Genomic DNA, 25,532 nt, shown 5'->3' on the forward strand with positions numbered 1-25,532 from the left:
CTCAGTGCGCCGGATGGGCTCGCGATCCCCTGATCGCACCGGACGATCCCAAGGCCGAACGCGCCCCGTTCCGCCTGACAACGCTTCGAAAATCCAAACGGCTGGCGCATGCCCGGTGAACCCTCGTTTCACCGGAGGCTCGCCAGTGGGCAGACGATCCCGCCGCCCGGTTCGCCGGCGGGGCGATCCACGGGGAGGAACCATGGCCAACCAGATCACAGCGGCCGGCGCTGCGCCCGGCGGGGCGCGGCCCGTCCCCAGACGCCGCAGCCGGCGGGCGAAGCGGCGTCTTCAGGAAATCGGCATGTTGGCGCCCGCCTGCCTGCTCGTGGCCGTCTTCCTGCTTCTGCCCTTTCTGTCGTCCTTCGAACTCGCGCTCACCAACCAGCGCCTGATCCCGCGCCCGGTACCGACGCGCTTCGTCGGCATCGAGAACTTCACGCGCGTTCTGACCGACCCCGATTTCTGGCAGGCGCTCTGGAACGTCGCGCGCTTCACGCTGATGGTGCTGCCGATCCAATGCGGTCTGGCGCTCGGCCTCGCGCTTCTGATCAACCAGCGCCTGCCCATGCGCAATTTCTTCCGGGGCGTCCTGTTTCTGCCCGCCATCACCTCCATGGCGGTGGTCTGCGTCATCTGGGCGACCTTGTTCCAGTACCCGTCCGGGCCGCTGAACCAGATCCTCGCCTTCGTCACCGTCGGCGCGGTGGAGCCGATCGACTGGCTGGGCGATCCGCGCTGGGCCATGGTCTCGATCGTGCTCCTGTCGGCCTGGCAGGCCTATGGCTTCCAGATGGTGGTGTTTCTGGCGGGTCTCCAGAACATTCCGGAATCGCTCTACGAGGCGGCCCGGCTCGACGGCGCGAATGCCTGGCAGCGCTTCTGGAACGTCACCTGGCCGGGCCTGCGCCAGACCAATATCTTCGTGCTGATCATCACCACGATTCAGGCCTTCAAGCTCTTCGTGCAGGTCAACATCCTGACGCAGGGCGGGCCGCGCGGCTCCACCAACACGGTGGTCCAGTACATGTATTCCGCCGGCTTCGTGGATCAGCGCCTCGGCCTCGCATCGGCCGTCTCGATCATCCTGTTCCTGATCGTTCTTGTCATCTCGCTCGTTCAGCGCGCCATCGTGAAGGACCGGACATGAGCCTCGCGCAGCCAAGCCCCACCCGCACGGCCACCGCCCCGCGCCGCAGGCCCAAGCGCGCGACGCTTTTCGGAAAGCCGGTGGTCGATCTCGTCAAGCTCGCCTCGGTGATTGTGATCGCGCTGGTCGTCGTCTCGCCACTGATCCTCCTGGCCGTCGCCAGCCTGAAGCCCGACCGCTTCCAGATTCTGGCCGACATGGGCAGCTTCCGCGCCTTCTGGGTCTCGGACCCGACGCTCCAGAACTACCGCGAGGTCGCGACCTTCGACGGGCCGCTGCCCATGGCGCGCTATCTCCTGAACTCGGTGGTGATCCTTACTGTTACCGTCATCGGCGGCATCCTCGTCAACTCCATGGCGGCCTTCGTGCTCGCCTGGGGCCGCTTGCCCGGCCGCGCGCTGATCCTCACCCTGATGATCGGCCTTTACATTGTGCCGCAGGAATCCATCGTCCTGCCGCTCCTCAACATCGTCATCAAGATGGGCTTGGCCGATACGTTCACGGCGCAGATTCTGCCCTGGCTCGCGAGCCCGCTCTATATCTTCCTGCTCTACCAGTTCTTTATCCAGATCCCGCGCGAGCTTTACGACGCGGCGGTGATCGATGGGGCATCGCCCTTCCGCATCTACTGGTCGGTCTTCCTGCCGATGAGCGCGCCGGCGCTCGCCACCGTCGCGATCCTGCTCGGAATCGAGACCTGGAACCAGTATCTCTGGCCGCTGATGATCACGCAGTCCAACTGGTCGCGCCCGATCTCGGTCGGCATCGCCAGCTATTTCGGCAGCGATTCCATCTACTGGAATCATGCGATGGCCTCCTCCGTGCTGATGATGGCCCCCGTGCTTCTCTTCTACATCTTGTTCCAGCGCTGGTTCGTGAGTTCGCTGATCAGCTCGGCCGTGAAGGGCTGAGCGTCATGACCCTTCACACCGCCTCCCTCTTCCAAACCGCTCCAGCCGGCGAGTCCGTCATGATGCATTTCACCACAACTTTCCGCGCCGGCGACTTTCTGGACCTCTGGCTGCGCCCCGCCAAGGGCTCGCAGCGCTCCCGGCTTCTCGTCGAACTCGGGGATATCCGGCGCGAGATCGAGGGCGGGGCGACCGACGACTTCCAGCGTCAGACCTGCCGGCTGGAACAGAGCGGCGAGGCGCGCCTCTCCTTCGACCCGGCGACCACCGAACTCTCGCTCGCCTATGCCTATACGCCCGCCAGCGTCATGGAGGAGGGCATCCGCCTTCTCTTTACGACCGAGCGCAACCACAACGAGGGCCGCCGCTTCCCGCTTCATCTCCAGCCGCCCTTCGGCTGGATGAACGATCCGAACGGCCTGTTCGAGCGCGATGGCGTCACCCATGCCTTCTTCCAGCATTATCCGCACGGAAAGCGCTGGAACACGATGCATTGGGGCCATGCGGTCTCGCGCAATCTCGTGGACTGGGTGCATCTGCCGATCTTCCTCGACCCACCCGCCCATATGCTGGCCGACGACAGGAAGGTTGGCGGCGCCTTCTCTGGCTCCATCCAGCCGCAGGCGGACGGGAGCGTCTCCGTCTTCTTCACCGATCGCGACGACGACCGCGCGCCGCGCATGGAATGGCAGATGGGCGCGTCCTCGCGCGATCTTCTGACCGCCAGCCCGGCCGAACCCCTTCTCACGGACGCGCCGCCCATCGAGGCGTTCGGCCGCGACCTGCGCGATCCCTATGTCTTCCGGGGGCCGGACGGGCTCTGGAAAATGCTGCTCGGCGGCGCGGACGCCAAGGGCGGCCTCGTGCTTCTTTACGAGAGCGAACACGCCGAAGGCATGGCCGATTGGCGCTTCGTGGGTGCGATCCATGCCGAGCCCTCCTCGCCCAGCCTGCCGGTCGAGTGCCCCTGCATGGTGCCGCTGACGGGCGAAGGCGAAGGGCTTTTCGTTCTGATCTTCGGCCTGATCGGCTATCGCGACGGGCCGACGCGCCGGCGCAATCTCTCCTTCGCGCTCACCGGCCGCTTCGACGGTCGCAGCTTCGAGCCGATCGCGCGTCAGGAGCTCGATTTCATCGCCGACGCCTATGCGTTCCAGGGCTTCGTCCATGGCGAGCACGGGCCGATGGGCCTCGCCTGGGCCGCGAACTGGACCGACTTCTTCAAGGACCGGGACTTCCCGAGCGCCATGGCCTTTCCGCGCCGCCTCGTCTGGCAGGGCGGCGCGCTTCTCACCCCTCCGGTCGAGACGGTGGCCGAGCTGCGAGCCCCCCTCCTCACCGAGAGCCCCGCTGCCCTCGCTGATGGAATCGCGCTGCCGGCGGGCCTTGCTGAGATCCTGATCGAACTCGCCGAGCCCGGTGCGCCCTTCCATCTGGAGCTGGACCATCCGACCCATCGCCTCGCCCTCATCAGCGACGGCGCGAGCCTGGAACTCCTGTTCGAGCCGCCGGGCGCGCGCGTCGTGCCGCGCTATGCGACGCCGGTCTCGAACCTGTCGCGGCTGCGCGTCTTCGTGGATGTCGGGCTGGTCGAAATCTATGCCGATGACGGGCGCTGGTGCGGCACCAAACGCATCGACAGCGACGAGCCGGTGAGGGCCGTGCGCCTCGCTTCGGGGACCGCTGCCAGCGCGCGCGTGTTCGCGCTGCGACCGGCGCGGGCGCTGCCGCACCTGGAGACGCAGATGAGCGCAGAGCGCGCCGGGGAGGAATAATCATGGCCGACGTCGCACTGCGCAACGTGCGCAAATCCTATAGTGGCGTGGAAACGGTCCACGGCATCGACCTCGATATCCAGCACGGCGAGTTCTGCGTCTTCGTCGGCCCGTCCGGCTGCGGAAAATCGACGCTTCTGCGCATGATCGCGGGACTGGAGTCGATCACCAAGGGCGAGTTGTCGATCGACGGCGAAGTGGTCAACGATGTGGATGCCGCCGACCGAGGCGTCGCCATGGTGTTCCAGAACTACGCGCTCTACCCGCATATGAGCGTGCGCGAGAATATGAGCTTCAGCCTGCGCATGGCGGGCCGCAACAAGGCGGAGATCGCCGCGCGCGTGAACGAGGCCGCCCGCATCCTCCAGCTCGACGCGCTGATGGACCGCAAGCCCTCACAGCTTTCGGGCGGCCAGCGCCAGCGCGTGGCCATCGGCCGGGCCATCGTGCGCGATCCCAAGGTCTTCCTGTTCGACGAGCCCTTGTCCAATCTCGACGCCGAGCTTCGCGTGCAGATGCGCGTCGAGATCGCCAAGCTGCATCAGGCGCTCGGCAACACGATGATCTATGTCACGCACGACCAGACCGAGGCGATGACGCTCGCCGACAAGATCGTGGTGTTGCGCGCGGGGCAGATCGAACAGGTCGGCACGCCGCTGGAGCTTTACGAGAACCCGTCCAACCTGTTCGTCGCCGGCTTCATCGGAAGCCCGAAGATGAACTTCCTCAAGGGCCGCCTCACCAGGTCCGACCGTCCCCTTCTGGAATGCGGGGGGGCTTTCCTGCCCATGCCGGCCTGGCTCGCGCAAAGTTCGCAGAGCGGCGGCGAGATCGTGCTGGGCATTCGGCCGGAGCATTTCGACCGCGTGCCGGAGGCTGCGGCCCATTTGATGATCGTCGTGGATGTCGTGGAGAATCTCGGCGGCACGAGCTTCGTCTATGGCCGCACCTCCACCGGCGAGGCGGTCGTGGTCGAGAAGCGCGAAGGGCCGGCGCCCCGCGCGGGTGATCGCCTCGAGGTCGGCTTCCAATTGGACGACGCGCGCTTCTTCCATCCCGAAGGCGCGCGTCTGCGCTCGGATCAGCCCAACTGACGGCACCAGCCGGCGCATCTCGCCTGAAAGCCGGATCGGCTTTCAGGCCCGCCTCTCGCGCGAAGGCAAGGCGGCGAAACTTGAGCGGATCGAGCGGATACGCTTTCCCGGCGGATCATGCAGTCAGAGCGGTCGGCCAGAGCCCGTCCCGCCGCAGCGCTTTCGCTCCGGTTTCCAGGCCGTAGCCCGTTCACCAGAACAGCACGAAGCGCTCCCTGTCCGGCACGGGCGTGCCGGATCGAGAGCGCTCGTCATCGTGTCGGACGAGAAACGCTCAGCGCTGGGCTTGGGGCGCGGAGCAGCCGGGGGCGTAGGTCAGGACGGGCCAGCGATTGCCGCGCATGGCCTGCTGCCGGATCCAGCCCGAGAAATTCGAAACCGAGGCCTTGCACCAGTTTCCATCGGACGCGGTGGTGCATTGATCGATCACGACGCAGGTTCCGGCGGGAATCGTCGCGACGACAGGCGCATCCGGGCGCGCTTCGGCGCGCGCGTTGAGCTGCACCAGAACGGAGGCGCGCGCCTTCTCGTCGCTGCCGCTCGGCACCGGCGTCTGGCGCGCTTCGGCCGGGGCGCAGCTGGCCGTATAGCCGTAGAAGACGCAGCTATTGGGATTGGACGCGACGGCTGCCGCCGTCGCCGCCGTTCCCGGCGCGAGGCGCTCCAGCACCACCGTGCCACCTTTGGCCAAGGAGCCGCTCACGCGGATCTGGTTGCCGCCGAGGCGCGCCAGAACGGCCCCGTCCGCGCCGATCAGGCCCAGTTGACTATCGACGATCTTCCAGTTGGCGAGATCCGACAGCGCGCCGGTGCAATGGCTCGCCTGCACCTGATGCCCCGCCGCGTTGGAAGCGGCCTCGAGCGTCACCCGGCAGGCCCCGTCCTTGGACAGCGCTGGATCGAGCGTCTGCCATTCGCCCGCAAACGCGCGAACGAAGTCCGACTCGCTCTGGGCCCAGGCCGGACCGGCCAGCATCATGGCCCCTACAAGGATCGTCGCGGCTGATGTCTTGCGCATCGTGGTCCTTTGAAAAGCGCTTTGGGTCCGAGAGGCTGCCCGCCATCAGGGAGCCTTGCCGGCAAATGGTCGAAGAGAGCGTGCGCGAATGGCGCGGCGGGGTCAGGAACCGACGCTGAGCCGGCTGCGCGAGACCTCGCGCTCGCCATCCATCAGCACCAGATCGACCGTCAGATGATCGCCCGCGCCGATCGACAAGCCGACCGAGGCGACCGTGGCATCCTGCCCGGCGGCGAGATCCAGCGCGCCGCCCTGCGTGGTGGAGGTCCGGCCCGACGCTCCGCCTTTTTCGATCGTCATGCGCGCATCGACATGCCCGGCGGTGACGCCCAGCGCATGGCCGGTGAGACGCACCATGCCCGCGCCGCCCTCGACCGCGATCGAGGCAATCGCGACAGGCGCATCCTGCGCATGAAGAGGGCTAGCCATCAGAAGACAGCCGACCAGACAGGACGCAGCCGACAAACGCATGGACGCCCCTCACATCTTGCTCTGCGTGATGGTGACGCTGGCGCCGTTCGACTGCACGGTGACGGGCGTCGAGGTGCCGTTGCTGACCCCATTGGCAATCAACGCCGCGCTCGTGTTCGCGCCGGTGACGGCGAGGCTGTTGTTCAACCCATTGCCGATCTGGTTGATCTGTCCGCTGGCATTGCTGCCGGTGACGGAGAGATCGGCGAAATTCCCGTTGCCCTTCTGCAGGATCGCCGCTTGGCTCGCGCCCGCGCCCAGAATGGCCTTGGCCTCGTTGTTGCCGCCGAGCTGGCCGACCAGCGCCTGACCATTGCCTGATACGTTGACCGTCGCCCGGTTGCCGGTCCCGTTCAAGGGAGATTGCTGGAGCAGCCCAACGAAACCATTCGAGCCGGAAAGGGTCACAGTGGCGCTGTTGTTCGAGCCGTCCTGCACAGCCGGCAGCTCGGCCTTTGAGGATGCGCGCAGCACATCCATCTGCCGGGAGCCGGACGTGATCAGGGTCCCGTTCGACGTTCCCAGCGCCCCTGCATCGAGCTGCCCCGTCAAGGACAGGCTGTCCAAAGTATTGCTGATCGAAAGGCCGCCGACCTTACTATCCGATGCTTGCGACTGATCCACCGTCAGCGTATTGCGGCCGCCCTCCTGCAGGATCGACAGGATGTTCGAGTCGGCCATCGTCTGCGCTGCGGGGAGGATCGCCGCGAGAGAAGCGATCGCCAGCGTCCTGCAGATCAGAGAAGGCATACTTATCTCCCTTAGCGACATGTCGCGGCGACGTGGTTCTTACCAAGATCTTTGCGTGATCGCGATCATATTCCCATTCCCGGTCTGAGAAAAGGACGCCAGATTGTTTTGTCCTGTTTGACTGATTGCCGCCCAGTTGGCATCACCCGAAATGGACGTTTTCATCACGTTGCTGGAGCCACGCTGGACGGCCGCCAGCAAATTGTCTGATCCGGTGATGGAAACATCCATCACGTTGGAGTTTCCGCTTTGGGTCAGCGTTCCCCATGGCAGATCGGCGATCAGCGTTGCTTGGCCGCGCCCCGTGCCGTTGCGATGGCCGTTGACGCGCACGTTGATCGTGTTGGCCTCGCCCTCCGAAGAGATCCGGGTCTGGGACAGAGTGAGGCGGTTGTCATCGCCCGTCAGCAAGGCATCGATCCGGTTGGCGGCGCTCGGATCGGCTGCGATCGTCAGGACGTTGCCGGAGCCAGCCAGAGCGGGCGACGCGAGCAGAAGAGAAACGACGGTCGCTGCAAGAAGGCGCATGGAACTCTCCACTTGGATGTGTTGAGTTGCAGCTTGGCCGCCGGATATTTCCAGTTTCTGTTTATTTAAACTTGTCTGTTATTGTTGCCGAACGGTCAGGTAATTCAGATCACCGAATTGTCTAAAAATTGTAACTTGATTGGCGCCCGTCTGGCTCGTATTCGCCGTGTTGGCCGTGCCTTTGACCGTGCCGGACACGATGTTCCGAGTGCCGGTCTGGCGCATCAGCGCGACATTCTCATCGCCCGTGATGTCGAGGGATGCGACATGGCCGATGCCCTCCTGCACGATCGACCTCACCAGCGCATCGCCCCTGGTGGGCAAGCGCCCCGCGCGCGACTCGGGCCGCAGATTGTCCGAACCCTCGATGCGCAGATCGATGCGATGGCCGGAGCCGGTCTGTGAGGTCGCCAGAAGGTTGCGGTCGCCGCCAATCTCCATATCCAGGCGATTGCCCGCCCCGGACTGCTTGAGATCGGCGAGATTGTTGTCGCCGATCTGCTGAAGATGCGCCGTGTTGCCAGCGCGGGTGCTGTCTCCGGTCGAGCGGATCACGCTGCTGGCCTGCGTGATGTCGAGCTGGTTTCCATCGCCATCCTGCGACAGGGCGAACTCGTTTCCGTCTCCGGTCATCAGCCCATAGGCGGCATTGTCGGAGCCGCGCTGCGCGGAGGAGAAATAGTTGCCGTCGGCGCGGCCGATCCCTTCGGCGCCGATGGTCAGCGACAGGGCGTTCCCGTCGCCATATTGTTCGAGCGACGATGCAAAAGCGCCCGCCACCGTTTCTTGCGCGCTGAGCGCGCGGTAGCCGCCCGTGCCCTCGCCGCCATTGTCGTCGCCGACGATCGATGCGGTGATCACGTTGCCGCGCCCCGCCCCCACGCCGCCGAGGCCCGCCTGAACCGTCTGGTCGATGAAGTTTCCCGAGCCGTCCACACGCAGGCTCACGCGGTTGGACACGCCGTCCTGCTCCGCATTGCCGAGCGTGTTGCTCTGCCCGGTCAGCCGGATGCTGGAGAGGTTGTTCTCGCCGATCTGCTTGCTGATGCGAAGACTGTTGGCGAGTCCCTCCTGCGTCAGCGTCAGGCTGTTGCCGGTGCCGGCTTGGCGCAACTGGCCGACCTCCTGCCGCTCGCCGGTCTGTGACACGTCGATGGTATTGGGCGCGACATTGATGGCCGTCGGCCTATAGGTCTGGGAAATTTCACGGATCACATGCCGCGCAACACCCGTCGATTCCCCCCGGTCGCTGCTGAGGGGAAGATACTCGCCGCCGGTCTGGCGGATGGTCGCCCGGTTGGCGCTGCCGTCAGCGGGCATCAGACCGCTGCGCGATGGCGCGTTCTGTTCGATCGCGCCGATCTGGCTTCCCTCCGCATCGCGTCGGGAGCGTTGAATGATGTCGAGCCCATTGTTGTCGCCGCGTTGGAACAGGCCGGTCGCCGTGCCCACGAGACCCGTGAGCCCGCCAGGCTGGCCGATCATGTTCCTGCGGCCGATGCCGCTATCGGCGCCAACCTGAAGAATGGTGACCGTATTACGATCGCCCAACTGGTTGAGCTGCAAGGTGTCGCTGTTTCCGCCGACCAAATGGCCGCTGCCGGTCTGAGTGATGGTGACGGTGTTGGTATCGCCCGTCTGGCCGAGAAAGACCTCGTTGGATGCCGTGCCCGTTTCGCTCGCGGCGCTCTGCGCCAGAGACGGATGGGTGGAGACGAGCGTTGCCACAAGGCCGACGCTTCCCAACAAGACCAGATGACGGCTCATGCGCATGCCCCTCAAACGGGAAAAAACCGGCCGCGATCGCTCGCGGCCGGTCGGCCTGGTATCTTACAGGGCGGGACGAGCAACCGTACCCTGGACAACGCCGAGGCTGTTGCCGTTGCCGTTCTGCACGAAGGTCGCCACGTTGCCGCCGCTCACCTGAGCGACGAAAGCCGTGTTGCGGTTGCCGCCGATCGAACCGTCGATCTGGTTGCCTTTGCCGGACTGAACGGTCTGGAAGGCGTTGTAGCTGCCCTTGACGTTCAGATCGACCTGATTCCCGCTGCCTTCCTGGTAGACGATGCCCCTGATGGGGCTCAGGCCGAGAGAGTTCGCCGCGAACTCGGCCTGCGTACCGCTGAAGCTTGCGGAGTTGGCATCGGAGTTGTTGTAGCTTCCCGTCAGCATTGCGTCGACGCGGTTGCCGGTGCCGTTCTGAATCGTAGCGAGAAGGTTCGAGTCGCCACCCTTGATGGTGATGGTCGAAGCGTTGCCCGAGCCGCCAAACTGGAGGGCGGCCACAGTGTTGCGATCCGCGCCGTCCGTGGCGTTGATCGTTGCGGTATGGTCGCCAACCTGGGTAAGACCGACCTTGTTGTATGAGCTGCCGTCGAGATTCACGACGGCGATGCTCTGACCGTTCTGGTAGGAATAGACACCGTTGGAGTTGGCGTTATTGAGCGTCAGCGTCAGCTTGCTGTTCTTCAGCTGCCTTGCCTCCAGCGTGTTGTAGGAGCTGTTCTTGCCCTCGACCGTCGCGGTGCTGGTCAGAGCCGAACCACCGAAGTTCTGGTCGATATACAGCTGGTTCTCACGCCCACCCGACAGCTGAACCTGGGTATCGTTGGCGCCATCCTGGCGAAGATCCACGTTGTTCCGGTCGCTGCCGTACAAGCCGATATAAGCCTTGTCGCCCGTTCCGTTGACGCCCTGATCGATGCGAACGACGTTGTTGTTGCTGGCAAGACCCGTGTCTCCAGAAGTAACGTAAGCGTCGCCGCCCTGGCCGTACTGAACAACCGTCGTTTCGTTCGCGTTGCCGACCGCCTTGATGTCGGCGGTATTATCGGTACCGGTCTGGGTTACGATATCGGTATTGTTCTTGCCGACCTGAATTTCGTAGATATAATTTCCGGTGCCGGACTGGTCGAGGGTCGAGGTGTTGCCTGCACCCTTCTGCTCGATCTGCCAAACGATATTCTTGCTGCCGTTCTGAGTCACGCTCGAACGGTTCTCGTTGCCGTATTCGCTCTTGCGCTGCAGAACGTCGAGAACCTTGTTCTCGCCCGAACCCTGCTGGATGATGTTCAGCCGGTTGCGGGTTTCGTTGCCGCCCAACGTGCCTTCCTGGATGACCTGACCGACTTCGTTCGAGTTGGACGATTGGATGACGCCGAGTGCGTTGAGGGCGCCATACTGCTCCACACCCCGGCCCGACACGCCGACGAGGTTCTCATCGCCCGACTGGTCGATCGAGATGTTGCTGTCGCGACCATTCTGCAGCATGTAATTGGCTTCGCTACCAGCCTGGTTGTCGCCGCCCTGCTGGGTGATGAACGCGCCATTGTTCCGGACGGTCGCGCCGCTGCCGACCGCATCGCCCTGGAACACGAAAGTCCGATTGTTGTCGCCGGCCAGCGCCGCGCCGGTCAGGAACGTCAGCGCCGTGGCCGCGAGAAGCGTCGTCTTGAAAACGGTCATGTGTCACCCTTTGGTATGCGTCTCGCGGGCCGCACGGGCTTCACGCAAGATCTAAGCTTCCCTCCGGCGGATCGAACGATCGCGCCAGCCTGCATGGCAATCGCCCACAATCGGACGTTGCAAATTCGTGATGGGTGGACGCTTCGGCCAAGCTTGTCCGTGGCGCGTTCGATGCGCGCATCCAGACAAGTTGCTCCTCTGCGACTAACCCTCCCTGTGACAACCACTCGTCTGGCTTCGGCGGCACCGATCCGGCGAAAACCGGGAACGGGACCGTCGCGCGATCGTCCAATCCGCAACCTGGGGGAGCATCCTGAACTTAGCGGGTCGTCTTAACAATTCATTTACGATAACATAGCCGCTTACGTCAATGCATAAGGGATCACGCAGCGCGGCAACGAAATCATAACGTTAACAGTGGCCCTAAAGCCATGACCTTGCGTCATCCTGATCATTAAAATGCAACCTGAATCGAGATGGCGCGACAAAGCTTCCCGCGACTGGAAACCCCAGCACAGCGGGCTTTTCAGGAACCGGATTCCTTCGAATTTTCTTCAAAACGAGGTGGCGGTCGATTCCGGCAAATTGTCGGCGCGCCTGTCGCCCCCGCGCCGAATCACCCAATCGAGGCGTGTGTTCGATGGGGGGAGCGCAGGAACGCCGGCGTCAGCTTGCCGGTGAACGGAGATACGCTGAATCGCCCCGAGGGCTCGGCGCTGGCCGAACCCTCGCGCCTTCCATGACGTGGATCAGGCAAGCACGTATGAGCTCTTCAGGGAGCGAGGCCCCCATGCGGCCGGTCGTCCACCCGCGCCGTTCACGACCGCACCGACCGGCCAAAGCAAAACCGCGCCGAAACCCCTTGTGGATTTCGACGCGGCGGAAGAACGGGCCGATGAGGCACTGACGGGCGAGGCGCGGCGAGACCGCGCGCTTCGGCTGGACGAACTCAGAGGCTGGCGACGCTCTTCGTGTCCGTCGACGGGATCGAGCCCAGCGAGGGTTCGTTCGGTGTGGGAGCCGGCGGGAGTTGTGGCGGCTGGTTCTGATCGGTCGGAACGGGGCCGACGCCTGGAACCTGCCGGATGCCGGTCTGCCCTGCGGGCTGGGGCGCAGCGCGCGACACGGGCCGCGTCGTGCTGGTGACCGCGCCGGGCGACAGGGTGCGGACGGTGACCTGCGGGGGCTTGGAGGGCACGGTCGGGGTTATCTTCGCGGCGTTCTCGGTTGCGGGACGGGGCGGTGGCGGGGCCGTCGGGTCGAGATAGTCGCCATATTTGGACGCGCGGTAAGCCGCGACCGCCTCAGCGCCGGCCTGCGGGTTCGCGAAGGACCAGATCTTGAGTTCCGACCCTTCCACGATCAGCGACAGAACCGCCTGCTCGATGGCGGATTGGACGGCGATCTGCTTGGGCTCGTTATAGGTCACGCCTGCTTCGGCTTCCAGAAGGCTGTCCAGCTTTACGTAGCGGAAGGTGCCGCCTGTCAAGGAATAGGACACGACCGCCTTGCGGCTGGTCACGCTGGCCAGGACTTCGCCGGTCTTGGTGGACACCGCGCGCAGGGTCACGGTCACGACATCGTTGATATATTTGGCGTCGCCGCCGATCCCCAAGAGACGCGCGCCGGCGCCGCCTGTCGTGATGTTGGTGTCGTAACCGATAATGCCGCCTTCGATGATGATGCCGGCATGAAGCAGAGGCGGCAGGGCCGAAGGGTCTACCGCCGTCTCGTTCTTGTAGATGCGGCGCATCTCGGTGACGATCTGGCGCTCGCGCAGGAGGTTTTCCAGCGCCTTGCGCTCCAAGACGGTGAACCAGCGGCGCTCGCCGGCATCCTGCATGGCCTTGATGAGAATCGCCGCGCCGCCTTGCGTGACCGCCCGCGAGAGCGACTGAACGTTGTCGCGCTCCTTGAACTGGCCTGTCAGGTCTTCCATGTCGTATACGGCGACCACGGTCTTCTCGCGCGGCGGCGGCAGGCTGCGCAGGAGGTCGCCTTGCTTGGTCACCGGAGCCACGATGGGCGCGGGGTCCAGCTTGGACTCGTTTGTGACGCAGCCCGACAGCGTAACCGCAGACGCACCCAGAAGAAACGCACGCGAAGCGAGCGCCAAGCGGAAACGCATGGCCATCAGAAGATTCCTACAAAGCCGACTGAACGCGTGGCTTAATTGATGCCGAGCGGCGTGAGAGCCGATTGGTTCAAGAGCGATGAGACACTGGACCGCGACGACGTGCCCGTGCCTGTTCCCGTCGATGACGTGCCGGTTGACGATATCCCCGTCGAAGCCGTCGTCGTGGGAGAGGACGTCACGAGCTGCGGAACCACGATGTCCGTAACGGTGCCGTCCGTCGAATTCTCGATGCGAAGACGAATGGACGTCAAAGTGCGCTCGAAGGTCACCTTCGTATCGCCGAACTGAACCGTGCCATTGTCCTGCGGATTCTGGCCGAAGATCGCGTCCGTCACCTGGCTGGCGAGGGCCGAAAGGAGGCGCCCCTGAAGTTGGCGCACGAAGAGATCGGCATCCGAGTCTCTTGAATTGGACAACCCGGACCCGGTCGTGCTCGAGGTATCGACCGGTTTCTTGTAATCGCTCGCCGTCGCGTTCTTCTGCGCGCCAGCAATTGATAAGAGATGCGAAGAATTCAACGGATTGCCGCCGAAGGAAGGATTGATCGGCGTGTAAACCAAATCTCCCGCCAAAGCCGGCCCAAGACAGAGGCAGGTTACGGAAAGCAAAACGAAAGATTTTAAATACAGGTGGGGCATAGCTTTCCCTTCCGGAAACGCCGCGAGATTAGACATCCCAGTGTGACCGTCGCAAGATCATGCAACAGAAACCTTGCGGAAACATGCCCGGTGCGACTTTGAGGCCACGGTTCCCTTGGCTTCTCTTTTCGGTGTTCTAAAGTCAAGCTTTCACAAACCTATCCGCGCACCATTTCACCGCCGATGCTTTCGGGTTTCACCCGTTTTCGGCCTAGACTCTCGATGATCGCCGCACCGGGATCGCAGAAGAGACTTGCGTCGTCATGGGGTTCGGTTGCGCGCACCGCCCCTCATGGCCCTGCGATGAGCCGGGGCTCGGTCCCTGCGTTCGAGTGACAGACACTGGCAGCCAGGCCTTACCTGGGCCCGACAAGACCGTTGGGCACGCGAGCCAAGGAAGGGCTCCATACCATTCAGGCACTATTCGATTGCTATGGATACTAACTCAGCAAACTATGGGAACTCTCAAAGCCGGTATCCACGCCCCGCCTCATCAAAGGGCGGAGCGATCATGTCGCACCACCGCCGCTCACCAAGTTTTCGCGATACCTTCTCAAGATATATGATGTAAATATGAGGAAATATATTCATTTATTCATCATATAAGTTGTTTTGACCTAAAAGGGCAATCAAACCGATCCTGCTACAATCGGGTTCCATCATTTTTGCTCGACCTTGAAAACGCATATGCCCAGCCAAGTTAGGCACGGGGTCGGTCGCACTTATGGATCGGGTCGGGCAGAGAAGATGACGCGCGCCACTTTACCTCAAATTGTCCATGACATCAGGCAGCCGAGATTGCGGCGATCGCCGATGGATGCGCTCCGGCGCTGTCCGGCGGCAGGTTCCCCAAGGCTGTGGTCACCCTCCCTGCCCTGCATGTGCCCCAGGCGCGCCCGAGCATGACGGCGAAGGATCGGTATCGTCCCACGCCTCAGCGCATCGACCCATTGCGGTCTCTCCGGGCGTTGGCGCTTCTGGCGCCCTTGGTGCTCCTGTCGGGCTGTGGCTCCGGCATCAGCTTTCTCGACCCCTATGGACCCGTGGCCGCCACGCAGCGCGACCTCTTCTTTGAGGTCACGCTCTGGATGATGGTGGTGGTTCTGCCGGCACTGTTCCTCGTGCCTTTTGTGGCCTGGCGCTACCGGCGCAAGGCGACGCGCTCGGCCTACAAGGCGGACTGGCAGTTTTCCTGGGGGCTCGAGATCGCAGTCTGGGTCATTCCGATCGCGATCGTGGTGATGCTGTCCGGGCTGATTGCCGGCAAGGCGCGCTCGCTCGACCCTTACGCTCCGATTTCTTCCAGCCAGCCGCCGCTGGACGTTCAGGTGATCGGCCTCGATTACAAATGGCTCTTCATCTACCCCGAACAGAAGATCGCGAGCCTTGGCGTGATGGCGCTGCCGGTAGGCCGGCCGGTGCGCTTCCACCTGACGAGCGATACGGTGATGCAGTCCTTCGCCATTCCCGCGCTCGGCAGCCAGATCTACGCCATGGCCGGCATGGTGACGCAGTTGAATCTTCTGGCCGACCGGCCGGGTGTGCTTCTGGGGCAGAACACGCAGTTCAACGGCTTCGGCTTCCAGGCGCAGAAATTCGACGCGCTCGCCCTGCCCCCGGCCGATTTCGACCACTGGGTGACAAGCGCGCGAGAAGCCGGCCGTACGCTGGATCAGGGCGCCTACGCCATCGTCTCGCAGAAGGGCGAACTCAAGGACCTGCGCTCGCGCTTCCCCTTCGACCCGGCCAAGGGGCTCCTCTTCTCGGACCTCGATCCGAACCTCTTCTCTAGCACCGTCGCGCGCTATCGGCCCGAGGCCGCCCATCGCCACGAAAACAACGACGACAAGGGACATGCTCATGCCGGCCCATGACGGATGGTGGGGCTTCGTATTCGGGCGTCTGTCCTATGACGCCTTGCCCTTCTACAGCGCCATCGCCACGACGGCCGCCTCCCTGGTTGTGATCGGCGCGCTCGTGGTGGCCGGTCTCGTGACCTGGACCGGGCGCTGGGGCTGGCTCTGGCGCGAATGGCTGACCAGCCTCGACCACAAGAAGATCGGCATCATGTATGTCGTCCTGTCGCTGGTCATGCTCTCGCGCGGCGTGATCGAAGGCGCGATGATGCGCGCGCAGCAGGCCATCGCGCTGGACAATCCCGGCTATCTCCCGCCCGAGCATTTCGCGCAGCTCTTCTCCACCCATGGCTCGATCATGGTCTTCTTCATGGCGATGCCCTTTCTCACGGGCATCATCAATTTCGCGCTGCCGCTTCAGATCGGTGCTCGCGACGTGTCGTTTCCGCTGCTGAACTCGATCTCCTTCTGGCTGACGGCGGGCGGCGCGGGCCTCATCATGATCTCGTTGGTGATCGGCAAGTTCTCGACCGGCGGCTGGAGCGGCTATCCGCCCTATACGGACATCACCTACAGCCCTGGCGTCGGGCCGGACTACTGGATCTTCGCCATCACGCTCGGCTCCATCGCCTCGACCATGACGGGCATCAATGTCGCGGTGACGATCTACAAGAAGCGCTGCGGCGGCATGACGCTGTTCCGGATGCCGCTCTTCTGCTGGACCTCGCTCTGCACGGCGATCCTGATGATCTTCGCCATGCCGCCGCTGACGGTCGCCACCGGCCTGCTCGCGCTCGACCGCTATGCCGGGATGCATTTCTTCACCAATGACGGTGGAGGCAATATGATGAACTTCGCCAACCTGTTCTGGCTGTTCGGTCATCCCGAAGTCTATATCCTGATCCTGCCCGCCTTCGGCGTGTATTCGCAGGTCATCTCCAACTTCTCATCCAAGGTTCTTTATGGCTACGACTCGCTGATCGTCGCCACCATGTGCATCGCCGTCCTGTCCTTCACGGTCTGGGTGCATCACTTCTTCACCATGGGCCAGAGCGCCGATCTCAACGCCATATTCGGCATCGCCACGATGACGATCGGCATTCCGACCGGCGTAAAGATCTACGACTGGATTCTCACCATGTTCCGGGGCCGGGTGCGGTTTTCCGTGCCCATGCTCTACTCCCTCGCCTTCATGGTTCTCTTCACCATCGGCGGCCTGACGGGCATTCTCCTCGCCAACCCCGCGATCGACTATCAGGTGCACAACTCGGTTTTCCTGGTCGCGCATTTCCACAACATGCTCATCCCCGGCGTGCTCTACGGCATGATCGCGGCCTATACCTACTGGTTCCCCAAGGCCTTCGGCTTCCAGCTGGACGAATGGTGGGGGCGTGTCTCCTGCGGCTGTTGGGTCACGGGCTTCTGCCTCGCCTTCCTGCCACTCTATCCGCTGGGGCTTATGGGTATGCCCCGGCGCTCGCAGGAGTTCTTCGAGCCGGCCTATCTGCCCTTCACGATCGTTGCCGGCATCGGCGCCCTGTTTCTTCTGGCGGCCTTAGCGAGCCTCTTTATCCAGCTCGTCGTCTCTGTTCGTCGCCGCGCGGAACTCGCCGTGCCGGCGGGCGATCCCTGGAACGGCCGCACGCTGGAATGGGGCATCCCCTGCCCCGCGCCCGAATATAATTTCGCGGTCCTGCCGATCGTCGATGCGCGCGACGCCTTCCACGCCGCCAAGAAGGACGGCACGGCCTATCCTGCACACCGCTTCTATTCGCCGATCGAACTGCCGAAGAATTCGGGCGTCGGCGTTGTGTTCGGGCTGGCGCTGGCTGCGGCCAGTTTCGGCCTGATCTGGTGGATGTGGTGGCTGGTGGTGGCGGGCGGCCTTGTGGCGCTGGGCGCGCTCGTCGCGCGCTCCTTTAACCTTGATACGATGCGCGTCATCCCGGCCGAGGAGATCCGGCGGCAGGACGAAGCCTTCCTGGCGCTCGTCCATCGCACGCCTCAGGTCTCGCGCGACGATGAAGCGGCAACAACCAATATGGGCCTCGCGGAGCCAGCCGGCGTATGAGTTCCTCCCTCAACCGGCATCCCGGCATCAATCTCGGCGCGACCGATCCCAAGACCCACATCGACGCGGAAGAAACCGTGTTCGGCTTCTGGGTCTTCCTGATGAGCGATCTCGTCCTGTTCGCTCTTCTGTTTGCGACCTATGCCACCATGCTCGGCGGGACGGATGGCGGCCCCGGCCCGCACGATATTTTCGAGATCGGTGGCGCGGCGGTGGAAACCGGCGTTCTGCTGCTTTCCAGCCTCACCTTCGGCATGGCCTCGATCGCCATGAAATATGGCGAGTCCCGCCAGCGCCTGATGCTCTGGCTGGGCGTGACACTGCTGCTCGGGTTGGTCTTTCTGGGGTTGGAACTCAAGGACTTCGCGCAATGGGCCGCGCAAGGCGCCGTTCCCTCGCGCAGCGGCTGGCTGTCCGCCCTCACCGCGCTTCTGGGAACGCACGGCCTGCATGTGGCGGCGGGCTGTCTCTGGATCGTGGTGATGATGATTCAGGTTCAGGTCTTCGGCCTGCGCAGCGAGGTCAAGCTGCGCATCATCCGGCTGGCCCTGTTCTGGCACCTTCTCGACATCGTCTGGATCGGCATCTTCTCGGTCGTCTACCTCGGGGGGCTCGCATGAGCGCGACACAAGACGAGACGCGGGCCGAGAAGGCGCGCGAGCTTCGCTCCTATATCACCGGCTTCGTCGCCGCCGTGGTGCTCACCGTGATCCCGTTCTTGTCTGTGGCGACGGGCTGGGCCTCCTTCGACACGGTGGTGCGCGTCATCGGCGTCTGCGCCCTGGTGCAGGTCGTCGTCCATTTCCGTTTCTTCCTCCATATCGGCTGGAACCGCTCGACGCGGGACGATCTGCAACTGATCCTCTTCACGACGCTGATCATCCTCCTGATGGCGGGCGGGACGATCTGGGTGCTGACCAATCTCCATCACCGCATGATGTAAGCGCGCCAAGGCGCGCCGGGTTCTCAGGCCCCCACATCTCATGTGCGGGGGCTTGCGCCGGGGCGCGCGGCGGTCTCAAAGGGTACATCCAGACTGGGAGGTCCCCCGATGCCGAACGTTCCGATCATCGACACGCATGTCCATCTCTACGATCCGGCGCGGCTCGACTATCCTTGGCTGGCCTCCGTGCCGGCCATTCAGGGTGCGTTTCTCATGCCCGAGTTCGACCGGGCGCGCGGCGCCATCGCGGTCGAGGGAATCGTCTTTGCGGAAGTGGACGCAGCACCCGGCCAGGAGTTGGACGAGGCGCGCTTCGTCGATGAGCTGGCCAACGAGGACAACCGCATTCGCGGCATCATCGCCTCCGCGCCGGTGGAGCGGGGCGCGGCGGTGGCCGAGGATCTGGAGCGTCTTGCCGCGATCGGCCGGGTCAAGGCCGTGCGCCGGTTGATCCAGGGCCATGCCGACCCCGCCTATTGCCTGACGCCGGCTTTCGTGGAGGGCGTGCGCGAGGTCGGCAAGGCGGGCTTCGCCTTCGACATCTGCATCTACCATCATCAGCTCGCCAGCGCGACCGAGCTGGTGCGCCGTTGCCCCGACATGCAGTTCGTGCTCGACCATATCGCCAAGCCGCCGATCGCGGCGGGCGGGCGCGAGCCTTGGGCGAGTGAGATGCGCGCCTTGGCCGAGCTTCCCAATATCACCGTCAAGATCAGCGGCGTCGTGACCGAGGCCGATCATGCCAACTGGCGGCCGGACGAAATCCGCCCCTATGTCGATCACACGATCGAATGCTTCGGCTTCGAGCGCGTGATGTTCGGCAGCGACTGGCCGGTGGTCAATCTCGCGTCCAGCTATCAGGCTTGGGTGGAGATGCTGGACGGGTTCCTCGCCGGCGTCTCCGACACGGACCTCCGCCGCTTCTACCGCGAGAACGCGCTCAAGACCTACGCGCTCGCGAACGCCTGAGTCTGTCCAGCGAAAGACAAGAGCCAGGAGCGTTTGGGGCGGACCTTAAAGCTTGGCCGAAACGCTCCGGCCGCGAGCCAGCCAAGGACTCGCGGCCCGCTTGGGGCGACAAACATGGATCGTATGGCCCGGCAGGGGCGTTGATGCGAGCCTGCTTGGCTGACGTCCCTTCTCGGAAGGGCGAGCCGTCGCAGGAGCCGGCCGGGTTGAAACCGGCCCATCCGAAAGCGATCCCCCTTTGTCAGACCCCGCCTCCAGCGCGCCGACGCAGCCCTCCGGCACCCTGTCCGAAACCGAGAAGACATCCGTGAAGGCGCTAGGCTCGGGCTCCGCCAAGGTGGTGCACGAGGTCGTGCGCCTGCGGGGCGAGGAAGAACTGGACCGCCCGCTCCGCTCGCTTCTCCTGTCGGGCTTCGCGGCTGGCGTCGCGATCAGCGCCTCGGTGCTGACGGAGGCCTTCCTGCACCAACGCCTGCCCGACGCGCCCTGGCGCGAGCTCATCGTCTTGCTGGGCTACACGGTCGGCTTCGTCATCGTCATCCTCGGCAAGCTCCAGCTGTTCACCGAAAGCACGGTAACGGCCGTGTTGCCCGTCGCCACGCGCCCGAGCGTGCGTAATCTGGCGCGGCTCCTGCGCCTTTGGACGGCCGTCTTCACCGCCAATATGGCCGGCACGCTGCTCGTCGCCGCGCTGATCGCGCACCGCGTCATCATCGGACCCGAAACGCTCGGCGCGGCGTTGGACATATCCCGCACCCTTCTCACGCATGGGCCGGGAGAGACCGTGCTCTTCGCCATGCCCGCCGGCTTCCTGATCGCTTCGGTCGCCTGGATTCTGCCCAACGCGAAGGGCAGCGAGTTCTGGGTGATCGCGCTGATCACCTATGTCATCGCGCTCGGCGGCTTCAGCCATGTCGTCGCCGGCTCCGTCGAAGCCTGGCTCCTGTTTCTTGTCGGCGAAACCGACCTTACGGGTGCCCTGATCCAGCTCATCCTGCCGGCGCTTCTCGGCAATCTGATCGGCGGCACCGGCCTGTTCGCCGTGGTGGCCCATGGGCAGGTGCGCGCCGAGATCGAAACGGGGGCGTAGTCGCCCTCAGGCGCGCTCCGCCCCCGTGTCCCAGAGCGCCTCGTGCACCTGATGAAAGCGCAGGAGCGCGTCGCGATCGTCCTGCCGCGCTTCGACGCGCTCGCTCAAGCGCCGCGCCATGGCGCGGACCGGCTCGCGCGCATGGGGCAGCGCGTCGGCGAGCGCCTTGAAGGTCTTGGTCAGGCGCAGCGACACCTCGACCTCGACCACACCTTCGCGCAGGATCGGGTCGAAGGCATCGCGTAGGAAATCCTCCATCACCGGCCGCGCGACATGAACGCTCGGCGCATCGCGCAGCGCCTCCGCGTCCGGCTCCTCGGCGGGTAGATGAAGCAAGACGCGCAGCAGCGCGTTCGACACCTCGATCGCCGTTCCCGGATCGTTGGTGGCTGGGGCCAGCGCCCGGCTCGCCACTTCCGACAGGGCGATGAGCCCGAGGCGCGGGTCATGATCGAAGGTGCGGTGCCGGTCGATCGTGAAGGCGTCGAGCAAGGCGGCCATATCGGCCTCGTCCAGCTCGCCCTCCACATGGAGCACCGGCCGTCCGGGATGGACGAGCGTGCCCGGCAAAGCCGCGACATGAAGAACGAGGCCGCGCTCGGTCGATATCTGCCCGAGCGTCGGGACATCCAGATGGTGCACATAGCCCGTGCGCTTATGATAGAGCGCCCGCGCTTCCGGCGGCACCGGGACGGCAGGCCGCCCGCCCAGATGCGGCGCTTGCGCAAAGCGCTCCATCGCACTGGCGGCGGCATCCTCCAGCCGGTCGATCACGTCGGACATGCGCCCGAACGTGGTGATATGCGAAATCCAGCGCAGCAGCGTCAGCACCACGACGAGAATCAGCATCAACGTGCCGGCAAACAGGACGAAGCGCCCCTGGCTGCCGTAGATGCCGGCCTGAAGCCCGATAATGCCGACGACGGAGAAGACGAAGGCGCCGAGAAACGTCGAGAGCGCGTTCTGCGAGGTCGGGTCCTCGCGCAGCAGCTGCGTGGCGCGAGGCGTCGCGAGCTGGGTCGCCGAGCCATAGGCCGTGACCATGGCGGTGAGTGAGAAGGTGGTGACCGCCAACATGCTGGAGGCCAGGATTTCGAGGATCGTCCCGACCGCGTCCTGCCCGACATCGGCGGGAAACTGATAGGGAAAATAGCGTCCGACGAGACCCGACACCGCCGCCGTCACGATGCCCGCGGCACTGATCACGGCCGCCCGAAACCAGATTTGGCGGCGCAAACGTTGCAGAACCCAGGACCAACGTCGCATCGCATTCCCCCTTCGCTCGTCCCGTCCCAATTGGATCAAGGCGGGGCAAAGCAAAGGGAGGCGAGAGATAGCGAGGGAAGAGCGAGGCGGTTCAGTCCGTCTAGGGAGCACCTGAATCAGAGCAGAGGACAGAACCTTGGGTCGCAGGGCTGTCAAGGGATTTGGTCTTAAGTCGATGAGCGGAGCACAACCCTATGCAGCGCAGGGCCAAGCATCGGCAACGACGCCATGGAGCCGAACCACCGACAGACCGACCCCGCGAGATTCTGTGAGACGCTCGAAGCCTTCCTCACGAGATGGGCTGCGGAGGCGATCCGAGATCGGCGGCAGAGGGCGAAGCGCCGACCAGCTCATGATCGAAGGAGTTCGCCCCTCCGACTTTCATGCCAAGAGACGGCATGATAGCCGTCGCCTGCCGGCTCCGACAGCGGTCTCACCCGCCGAAGAACTGCACGTCCGCGCGCAGCCGCTCCGGCCCTTCGCCAAGGCCTAGCAGTACGGCGGCCAGAATGCGCGCTTTGACGCCGGCCAAGTCGCCGGCGAAGATCCCGCCATTGCGCGCCACGTCCTTGCCCGCGCCATTGCCGTAGATCGGCTTCACGCGCCCTTCCGGGCAGCGCGAGCACATGATGACGGGCACGCCGCCCTGCACGATCTCGCCGATCGCCTCCGTCACGACGGGCCTGCAATTGCCGCGCCCGAAGCCTTCGATGACGAGGGCCTTCGTGCCGCCGGCCACCAGCGCGCGGAGCAGCCGGTCGCTCGTGCCGAGCCCGAGCTTCACCAGATCGACCTCGCTTTCGAGCCGTGCGGGCATGGCATACGTGCGGCGGATCAAGGGGCGGCGGTGGACGATCACGTCCGTTCCGTCCACCTCGCCGAGCTTGCCGTGCTCGCCGGAGCGGAACGTGTCGGTGCGGGAAGTGTGGGTCTTCGTGACATCGCGCGCGGCGTGGAACTCGTCGTCGAAGCAGATCATCGCGCCGAGCCCCCGCGCTTGTGGCGCGGCCGCGAGGCGCACGGCATTGGCGATGTTGCGCGGGCCGTCCGTATCGGGCGCGTCGGCGCTCTTCTGTGCGCCGGTGAAGACCACGGGCTTGTCGCCGGGCACGAGGAGATCGGCCAGAAAGGCGCTTTCCTCCATCGTATCCGTGCCATGGGTGACGACGACGCCGTCGCAATCGGGCCGCGCCACATGCTCAGCAATACGCCGCGTGAGCGAGAGGGCGAGCGGCAGGTCGATGGCGGACGATCCGACACGGCAGAAATCGTCCACCGCCAGATCGATCCCTTCCAGCGGATCGTGAAGGCTGGCGCGAAGGTCCGCGCCCGTCATCTCGGCCACGACATCGGCCCGCGCGCCGCCCGGCCGCGAAGCGATGGTGCCGCCGGTAGTGATGAGTTGGATGCGCGCCATGCCCTGCCCTTTCGCCCTGTCGAAGCAGCGTGAGGGATAGGAGCAAACGCCCGCCGCGTCCATGCGCGGCGCGCGTGTTCGATGAGGCGAAGAAAACGGGATTGCCGCTCTCTTCGCTCCCGCTTTGCCGGCTTATTTCAGGTGATGAACCTCCTGAAGCCCATAGACGGGCGTCTCCAGCCCTTCCATCCGCGCCTTCAGCTGCAAGGCCAGATACAGCGAGTAATGGCGGGACTGGTGGAGATTGCCGCCGTGGAACCAGAGCGCCTCCTGCTGCGTCGGCTTCCACATGTTGCGCTGCTCGCCCTCCCAGGGGCCGGGGTCCTTCGGCGTGTCGGAGCCGAGGCCCCAGACCTTGCCGACCTTGTCGGCCACCTCTTGGCTGATGAGATCGGCGGCCCAGCCGTTCATCGAGCCATAGCCCGTGGCATAGACGATCAAGTCGGCGGGCAGTTCGGTGCCGTCGTCGAGCTTCACCCCGGTCTCGGTGATCTCATCCACCTGGCCGGCCTTCAGCTTGATGCGCCCGTCGATGATCATCTGGCTGGCGCCGACATCGATGTAATAGCCCGAGCCCCGGCGCAGATATTTCATGAAGAGGCCGGACCCGTCCGCGCCCCAGTCCAGCCGGAAGCCCGCCTTTTCGAGGTCGCGATAGAAGTCCGCGTCCACCTCGGCGATCTTTTGGTAAATCGGGATCTGGAACTCGTGCATGATCCGGTAGGGCAGCGAGGCGAAGATCAGGTCGGCCTTCTGCGTCGTTACGCCATTGGCGAGCGCCCGCTCCGAGTAGAGATCGCCGAGCCCGTGCTCCATCAGCGATTCCGAGCGCACGATATGGGTGGTCGAGCGCTGGACCATGGTGACATCGGCCCCGACCTCCGCCAGGGCGGCGCAGATGTCATGGGCGGAATTGTTGGAGCCGATGACGACGACGCGCTTGTCCTTGTAGGCGTCCGGGCCAGGATGATCGGAGGAATGCTGCTGCTCGCCCCGGAAGCGGTCCATGCCCGGAAAGCTCGGCCAGTTCGCCTTGCCCGACATGCCGGTGGCGAGCACCAGCTGCTTGGGGCGCAGCGTCACCTCCTCGCCATTGCGGTCCACGACGACGGTCCACTCGCCCTTGGCCTCGTCGTAGCGGGCGGATTTGGCCGTGGTGGAGCCCCAATAGTTGAGCTCCATCACCTTGGCATACATTTCCAGCCAGTCGCCGATCTTGTCCTTGGGGGCGAAGACCGGCCAGTTCTTGGGGAAGTCGATATAGGGCAGATGGTCGTACCAGACGGGATCGTGCAGGCAGAGCGACTTGTAGCGCTTGCGCCATTGGTCGCCGGGCCGCTCGTGCCGGTCGATCACGATGGTTGGCACGCCCAGCTGGCGCAGCCGCGCCGAGAGCGCGATGCCGCCCTGCCCGCCGCCGATCACCAGAACATAGGGCTGCTCGCTATAGCCGAGATTGCGCGCCTCCGCCTCGCGCCGCTCCGCCCAGGTCTGGCGGTCGGCATGGACGCCGTGTTCGGCGCCTTTCGGACGCCGCTCGTTCATCGGCTCCTCGAAGCCTTTCAGCTCATGCAGCGTCGTCAGAAAAGTCCAGGCCTTGCCGTCTTTGAGGCGCAGGAGGCCCCGCCCCCGGCCCTGATCCGTCTCGAAGCTGAACCAGGCGGTGACGACGCCTCCGTCCTCGCTCGGCTCCTCGTCCAGCTGAAAGTTCGAAGCCGCAATATGCGGCAGCTGCGCCTCCAGCATCTCCCGCACGCCCTCCGGCCCCTCCACTGTCTTGAGGTTCCAGGTGAAGGACACGAGGTCGCGCCAATAGCTTTCGGTCGCGAACAGTGCGGCGGCGGCTTGTGCGTCCTTGGCGGCGAGCGCGGCTTCGAAGCGAGAGAACCAGTCTTCCGCCTTCTGGCGGGCTGGAGCCTTGGCGGCGCGCTCCGCGACGGGGCGTTCCAGAGTTTCGCTCATATCGGTCATTCCTCCCAAAAC

At 64.5% G+C, this 25,532-nt stretch carries 21 protein-coding genes; 10 read left to right on the plus strand and 11 right to left on the minus strand.

Going from position 1 to position 25,532, the window contains the following annotated elements:
- The first annotated feature begins 202 nt into the window (after window positions 1-202).
- The 4 genes from NS365_RS03110 to NS365_RS03125 are packed head-to-tail and all read left to right on the plus strand — an operon-like array spanning window position 203 to window position 4,930.
- Window positions 203-1,150: a carbohydrate ABC transporter permease gene (locus NS365_RS03110; protein ID WP_058598825.1), complete on the plus strand. Its 948-nt coding sequence runs from the start codon at window positions 203-205 to the stop codon at window positions 1,148-1,150.
- Complete coding sequence (locus NS365_RS03115; protein WP_082684381.1) at window positions 1,147-2,061, plus strand: carbohydrate ABC transporter permease; 915 nt, start codon at window positions 1,147-1,149, stop codon at window positions 2,059-2,061. The genes NS365_RS03110 and NS365_RS03115 overlap by 4 nt, the downstream gene beginning before the upstream one ends.
- A gap of 5 nt (window positions 2,062-2,066) precedes the next feature.
- The gene (locus NS365_RS03120) at window positions 2,067-3,836 is read left to right on the plus strand and encodes a GH32 C-terminal domain-containing protein (protein WP_058598826.1); all 1,770 of its coding nucleotides are present in this window, start codon (window positions 2,067-2,069) and stop codon (window positions 3,834-3,836) included.
- 2 nt (window positions 3,837-3,838) lie between these two features.
- Window positions 3,839-4,930, plus strand: coding sequence for an ABC transporter ATP-binding protein (locus NS365_RS03125; protein WP_058598827.1), 1,092 nt, complete (start codon window positions 3,839-3,841; stop codon window positions 4,928-4,930).
- Window positions 4,931-5,204: 274 nt separating this feature from the next.
- Here NS365_RS03125 and NS365_RS03130 read toward each other — a convergent pair whose 3' ends face one another.
- From NS365_RS03130 to NS365_RS03165, 8 genes are all read right to left on the minus strand, one after another.
- A complete protein-coding gene (locus NS365_RS03130) occupies window positions 5,205-5,948 on the minus strand; it encodes an SH3 domain-containing protein (protein WP_058598828.1) in 744 nt (247 codons plus the stop codon).
- Window positions 5,949-6,050: 102 nt separating this feature from the next.
- Window positions 6,051-6,377 carry a curli-like amyloid fiber formation chaperone CsgH gene (csgH, locus tag NS365_RS03135; protein WP_153003634.1) on the minus strand — a complete coding sequence of 109 codons (327 nt, stop codon included), beginning with the start codon at window positions 6,375-6,377 and terminating at the stop codon, window positions 6,051-6,053.
- 51 nt (window positions 6,378-6,428) lie between these two features.
- Window positions 6,429-7,169 (minus strand): hypothetical protein, encoded by a 741-nt coding sequence (locus NS365_RS03140; protein ID WP_058598830.1) that lies wholly within the window; start codon window positions 7,167-7,169, stop codon window positions 6,429-6,431.
- A 39-nt stretch (window positions 7,170-7,208) separates the two neighbouring features.
- Window positions 7,209-7,697, minus strand: a complete 489-nt coding sequence (locus NS365_RS03145) for a hypothetical protein (RefSeq protein WP_058598831.1) — start codon at window positions 7,695-7,697, stop codon at window positions 7,209-7,211.
- Window positions 7,698-7,775: 78 nt separating this feature from the next.
- A complete protein-coding gene (locus tag NS365_RS03150) occupies window positions 7,776-9,464 on the minus strand; it encodes a hypothetical protein (RefSeq protein WP_193753373.1) in 1,689 nt (562 codons plus the stop codon).
- A 63-nt stretch (window positions 9,465-9,527) separates the two neighbouring features.
- On the minus strand, window positions 9,528-11,162 hold the full coding sequence (locus NS365_RS03155) for a hypothetical protein (protein ID WP_058598833.1): 1,635 nt from the start codon (window positions 11,160-11,162) through the stop codon (window positions 9,528-9,530).
- A 949-nt stretch (window positions 11,163-12,111) separates the two neighbouring features.
- Window positions 12,112-13,296 carry a CsgG/HfaB family protein gene (locus tag NS365_RS03160; protein ID WP_058598834.1) on the minus strand — a complete coding sequence of 395 codons (1,185 nt, stop codon included), beginning with the start codon at window positions 13,294-13,296 and terminating at the stop codon, window positions 12,112-12,114.
- A 35-nt stretch (window positions 13,297-13,331) separates the two neighbouring features.
- Window positions 13,332-13,973, minus strand: a complete 642-nt coding sequence (locus tag NS365_RS03165) for a curli assembly protein CsgF (protein WP_206612115.1) — start codon at window positions 13,971-13,973, stop codon at window positions 13,332-13,334.
- A gap of 866 nt (window positions 13,974-14,839) precedes the next feature.
- Here NS365_RS03165 and NS365_RS03170 point away from each other — a divergent pair.
- The 6 genes from NS365_RS03170 to NS365_RS03195 all read left to right on the plus strand — a co-directional run bounded on the left by NS365_RS03170 (window position 14,840) and on the right by NS365_RS03195 (window position 20,866).
- Window positions 14,840-15,811 (plus strand): hypothetical protein, encoded by a 972-nt coding sequence (locus NS365_RS03170; RefSeq protein ID WP_082684399.1) that lies wholly within the window; start codon window positions 14,840-14,842, stop codon window positions 15,809-15,811.
- Window positions 15,792-17,864 (plus strand): cbb3-type cytochrome c oxidase subunit I, encoded by a 2,073-nt coding sequence (locus NS365_RS03175; RefSeq protein WP_082684383.1) that lies wholly within the window; start codon window positions 15,792-15,794, stop codon window positions 17,862-17,864. Before NS365_RS03170 ends, NS365_RS03175 begins: the two co-directional genes overlap by 20 nt.
- The gene (locus tag NS365_RS03180) at window positions 17,861-18,484 is read left to right on the plus strand and encodes a cytochrome c oxidase subunit 3 (RefSeq protein ID WP_058598835.1); all 624 of its coding nucleotides are present in this window, start codon (window positions 17,861-17,863) and stop codon (window positions 18,482-18,484) included. The genes NS365_RS03175 and NS365_RS03180 overlap by 4 nt, the downstream gene beginning before the upstream one ends.
- Window positions 18,481-18,807, plus strand: a complete 327-nt coding sequence (cyoD, locus tag NS365_RS03185) for a cytochrome o ubiquinol oxidase subunit IV (protein WP_058598836.1) — start codon at window positions 18,481-18,483, stop codon at window positions 18,805-18,807. Before NS365_RS03180 ends, cyoD begins: the two co-directional genes overlap by 4 nt.
- 108 nt (window positions 18,808-18,915) lie before the next feature.
- Complete coding sequence (locus NS365_RS03190) at window positions 18,916-19,776, plus strand: amidohydrolase family protein (RefSeq protein WP_058598837.1); 861 nt, start codon at window positions 18,916-18,918, stop codon at window positions 19,774-19,776.
- A gap of 238 nt (window positions 19,777-20,014) precedes the next feature.
- On the plus strand, window positions 20,015-20,866 hold the full coding sequence (locus NS365_RS03195; protein ID WP_244498343.1) for a formate/nitrite transporter family protein: 852 nt from the start codon (window positions 20,015-20,017) through the stop codon (window positions 20,864-20,866).
- Between the two features lie 6 nt (window positions 20,867-20,872).
- Here NS365_RS03195 and NS365_RS03200 read toward each other — a convergent pair whose 3' ends face one another.
- The 3 genes from NS365_RS03200 to NS365_RS03210 all read right to left on the minus strand — a co-directional run bounded on the left by NS365_RS03200 (window position 20,873) and on the right by NS365_RS03210 (window position 25,511).
- Complete coding sequence (locus NS365_RS03200) at window positions 20,873-22,132, minus strand: DUF2254 domain-containing protein (protein ID WP_082684384.1); 1,260 nt, start codon at window positions 22,130-22,132, stop codon at window positions 20,873-20,875.
- Between the two features lie 433 nt (window positions 22,133-22,565).
- Window positions 22,566-23,549, minus strand: coding sequence for an asparaginase (locus tag NS365_RS03205; protein WP_058598838.1), 984 nt, complete (start codon window positions 23,547-23,549; stop codon window positions 22,566-22,568).
- Between the two features lie 132 nt (window positions 23,550-23,681).
- Window positions 23,682-25,511 (minus strand): flavin-containing monooxygenase, encoded by a 1,830-nt coding sequence (locus NS365_RS03210; RefSeq protein ID WP_058598917.1) that lies wholly within the window; start codon window positions 25,509-25,511, stop codon window positions 23,682-23,684.
- Between the last annotated feature and the right edge of the window lie 21 nt (window positions 25,512-25,532).

This window comes from Aureimonas ureilytica (assembly GCF_001475935.1).
Lineage (GTDB): Bacteria > Pseudomonadota > Alphaproteobacteria > Rhizobiales > Rhizobiaceae > Aureimonas > Aureimonas ureilytica_A.

Coding starts and splice junctions, on each gene's coding strand:
- NS365_RS03205 (WP_058598838.1), bottom strand. CDS start 23,549: ATGGCGCGCATCCAACTCATCACTACCGGCGGCACCATCGCTTCGCGG.
- NS365_RS03200 (WP_082684384.1), bottom strand. CDS start 22,132: ATGCGACGTTGGTCCTGGGTTCTGCAACGTTTGCGCCGCCAAATCTGG.
- NS365_RS03210 (WP_058598917.1), bottom strand. CDS start 25,511: ATGAGCGAAACTCTGGAACGCCCCGTCGCGGAGCGCGCCGCCAAGGCT.
- NS365_RS03150 (WP_193753373.1), bottom strand. CDS start 9,464: ATGAGCCGTCATCTGGTCTTGTTGGGAAGCGTCGGCCTTGTGGCAACG.
- NS365_RS03115 (WP_082684381.1), top strand. CDS start 1,147: ATGAGCCTCGCGCAGCCAAGCCCCACCCGCACGGCCACCGCCCCGCGC.
- NS365_RS03125 (WP_058598827.1), top strand. CDS start 3,839: ATGGCCGACGTCGCACTGCGCAACGTGCGCAAATCCTATAGTGGCGTG.
- NS365_RS03155 (WP_058598833.1), bottom strand. CDS start 11,162: ATGACCGTTTTCAAGACGACGCTTCTCGCGGCCACGGCGCTGACGTTC.
- NS365_RS03110 (WP_058598825.1), top strand. CDS start 203: ATGGCCAACCAGATCACAGCGGCCGGCGCTGCGCCCGGCGGGGCGCGG.
- csgH (WP_153003634.1), bottom strand. CDS start 6,377: ATGGCTAGCCCTCTTCATGCGCAGGATGCGCCTGTCGCGATTGCCTCG.
- NS365_RS03145 (WP_058598831.1), bottom strand. CDS start 7,697: ATGCGCCTTCTTGCAGCGACCGTCGTTTCTCTTCTGCTCGCGTCGCCC.
- NS365_RS03165 (WP_206612115.1), bottom strand. CDS start 13,973: ATGTCTAATCTCGCGGCGTTTCCGGAAGGGAAAGCTATGCCCCACCTG.
- NS365_RS03120 (WP_058598826.1), top strand. CDS start 2,067: ATGACCCTTCACACCGCCTCCCTCTTCCAAACCGCTCCAGCCGGCGAG.
- cyoD (WP_058598836.1), top strand. CDS start 18,481: ATGAGCGCGACACAAGACGAGACGCGGGCCGAGAAGGCGCGCGAGCTT.
- NS365_RS03160 (WP_058598834.1), bottom strand. CDS start 13,296: ATGGCCATGCGTTTCCGCTTGGCGCTCGCTTCGCGTGCGTTTCTTCTG.
- NS365_RS03175 (WP_082684383.1), top strand. CDS start 15,792: ATGCTCATGCCGGCCCATGACGGATGGTGGGGCTTCGTATTCGGGCGT.
- NS365_RS03190 (WP_058598837.1), top strand. CDS start 18,916: ATGCCGAACGTTCCGATCATCGACACGCATGTCCATCTCTACGATCCG.
- NS365_RS03180 (WP_058598835.1), top strand. CDS start 17,861: ATGAGTTCCTCCCTCAACCGGCATCCCGGCATCAATCTCGGCGCGACC.
- NS365_RS03170 (WP_082684399.1), top strand. CDS start 14,840: ATGACGGCGAAGGATCGGTATCGTCCCACGCCTCAGCGCATCGACCCA.
- NS365_RS03130 (WP_058598828.1), bottom strand. CDS start 5,948: ATGCGCAAGACATCAGCCGCGACGATCCTTGTAGGGGCCATGATGCTG.
- NS365_RS03140 (WP_058598830.1), bottom strand. CDS start 7,169: ATGCCTTCTCTGATCTGCAGGACGCTGGCGATCGCTTCTCTCGCGGCG.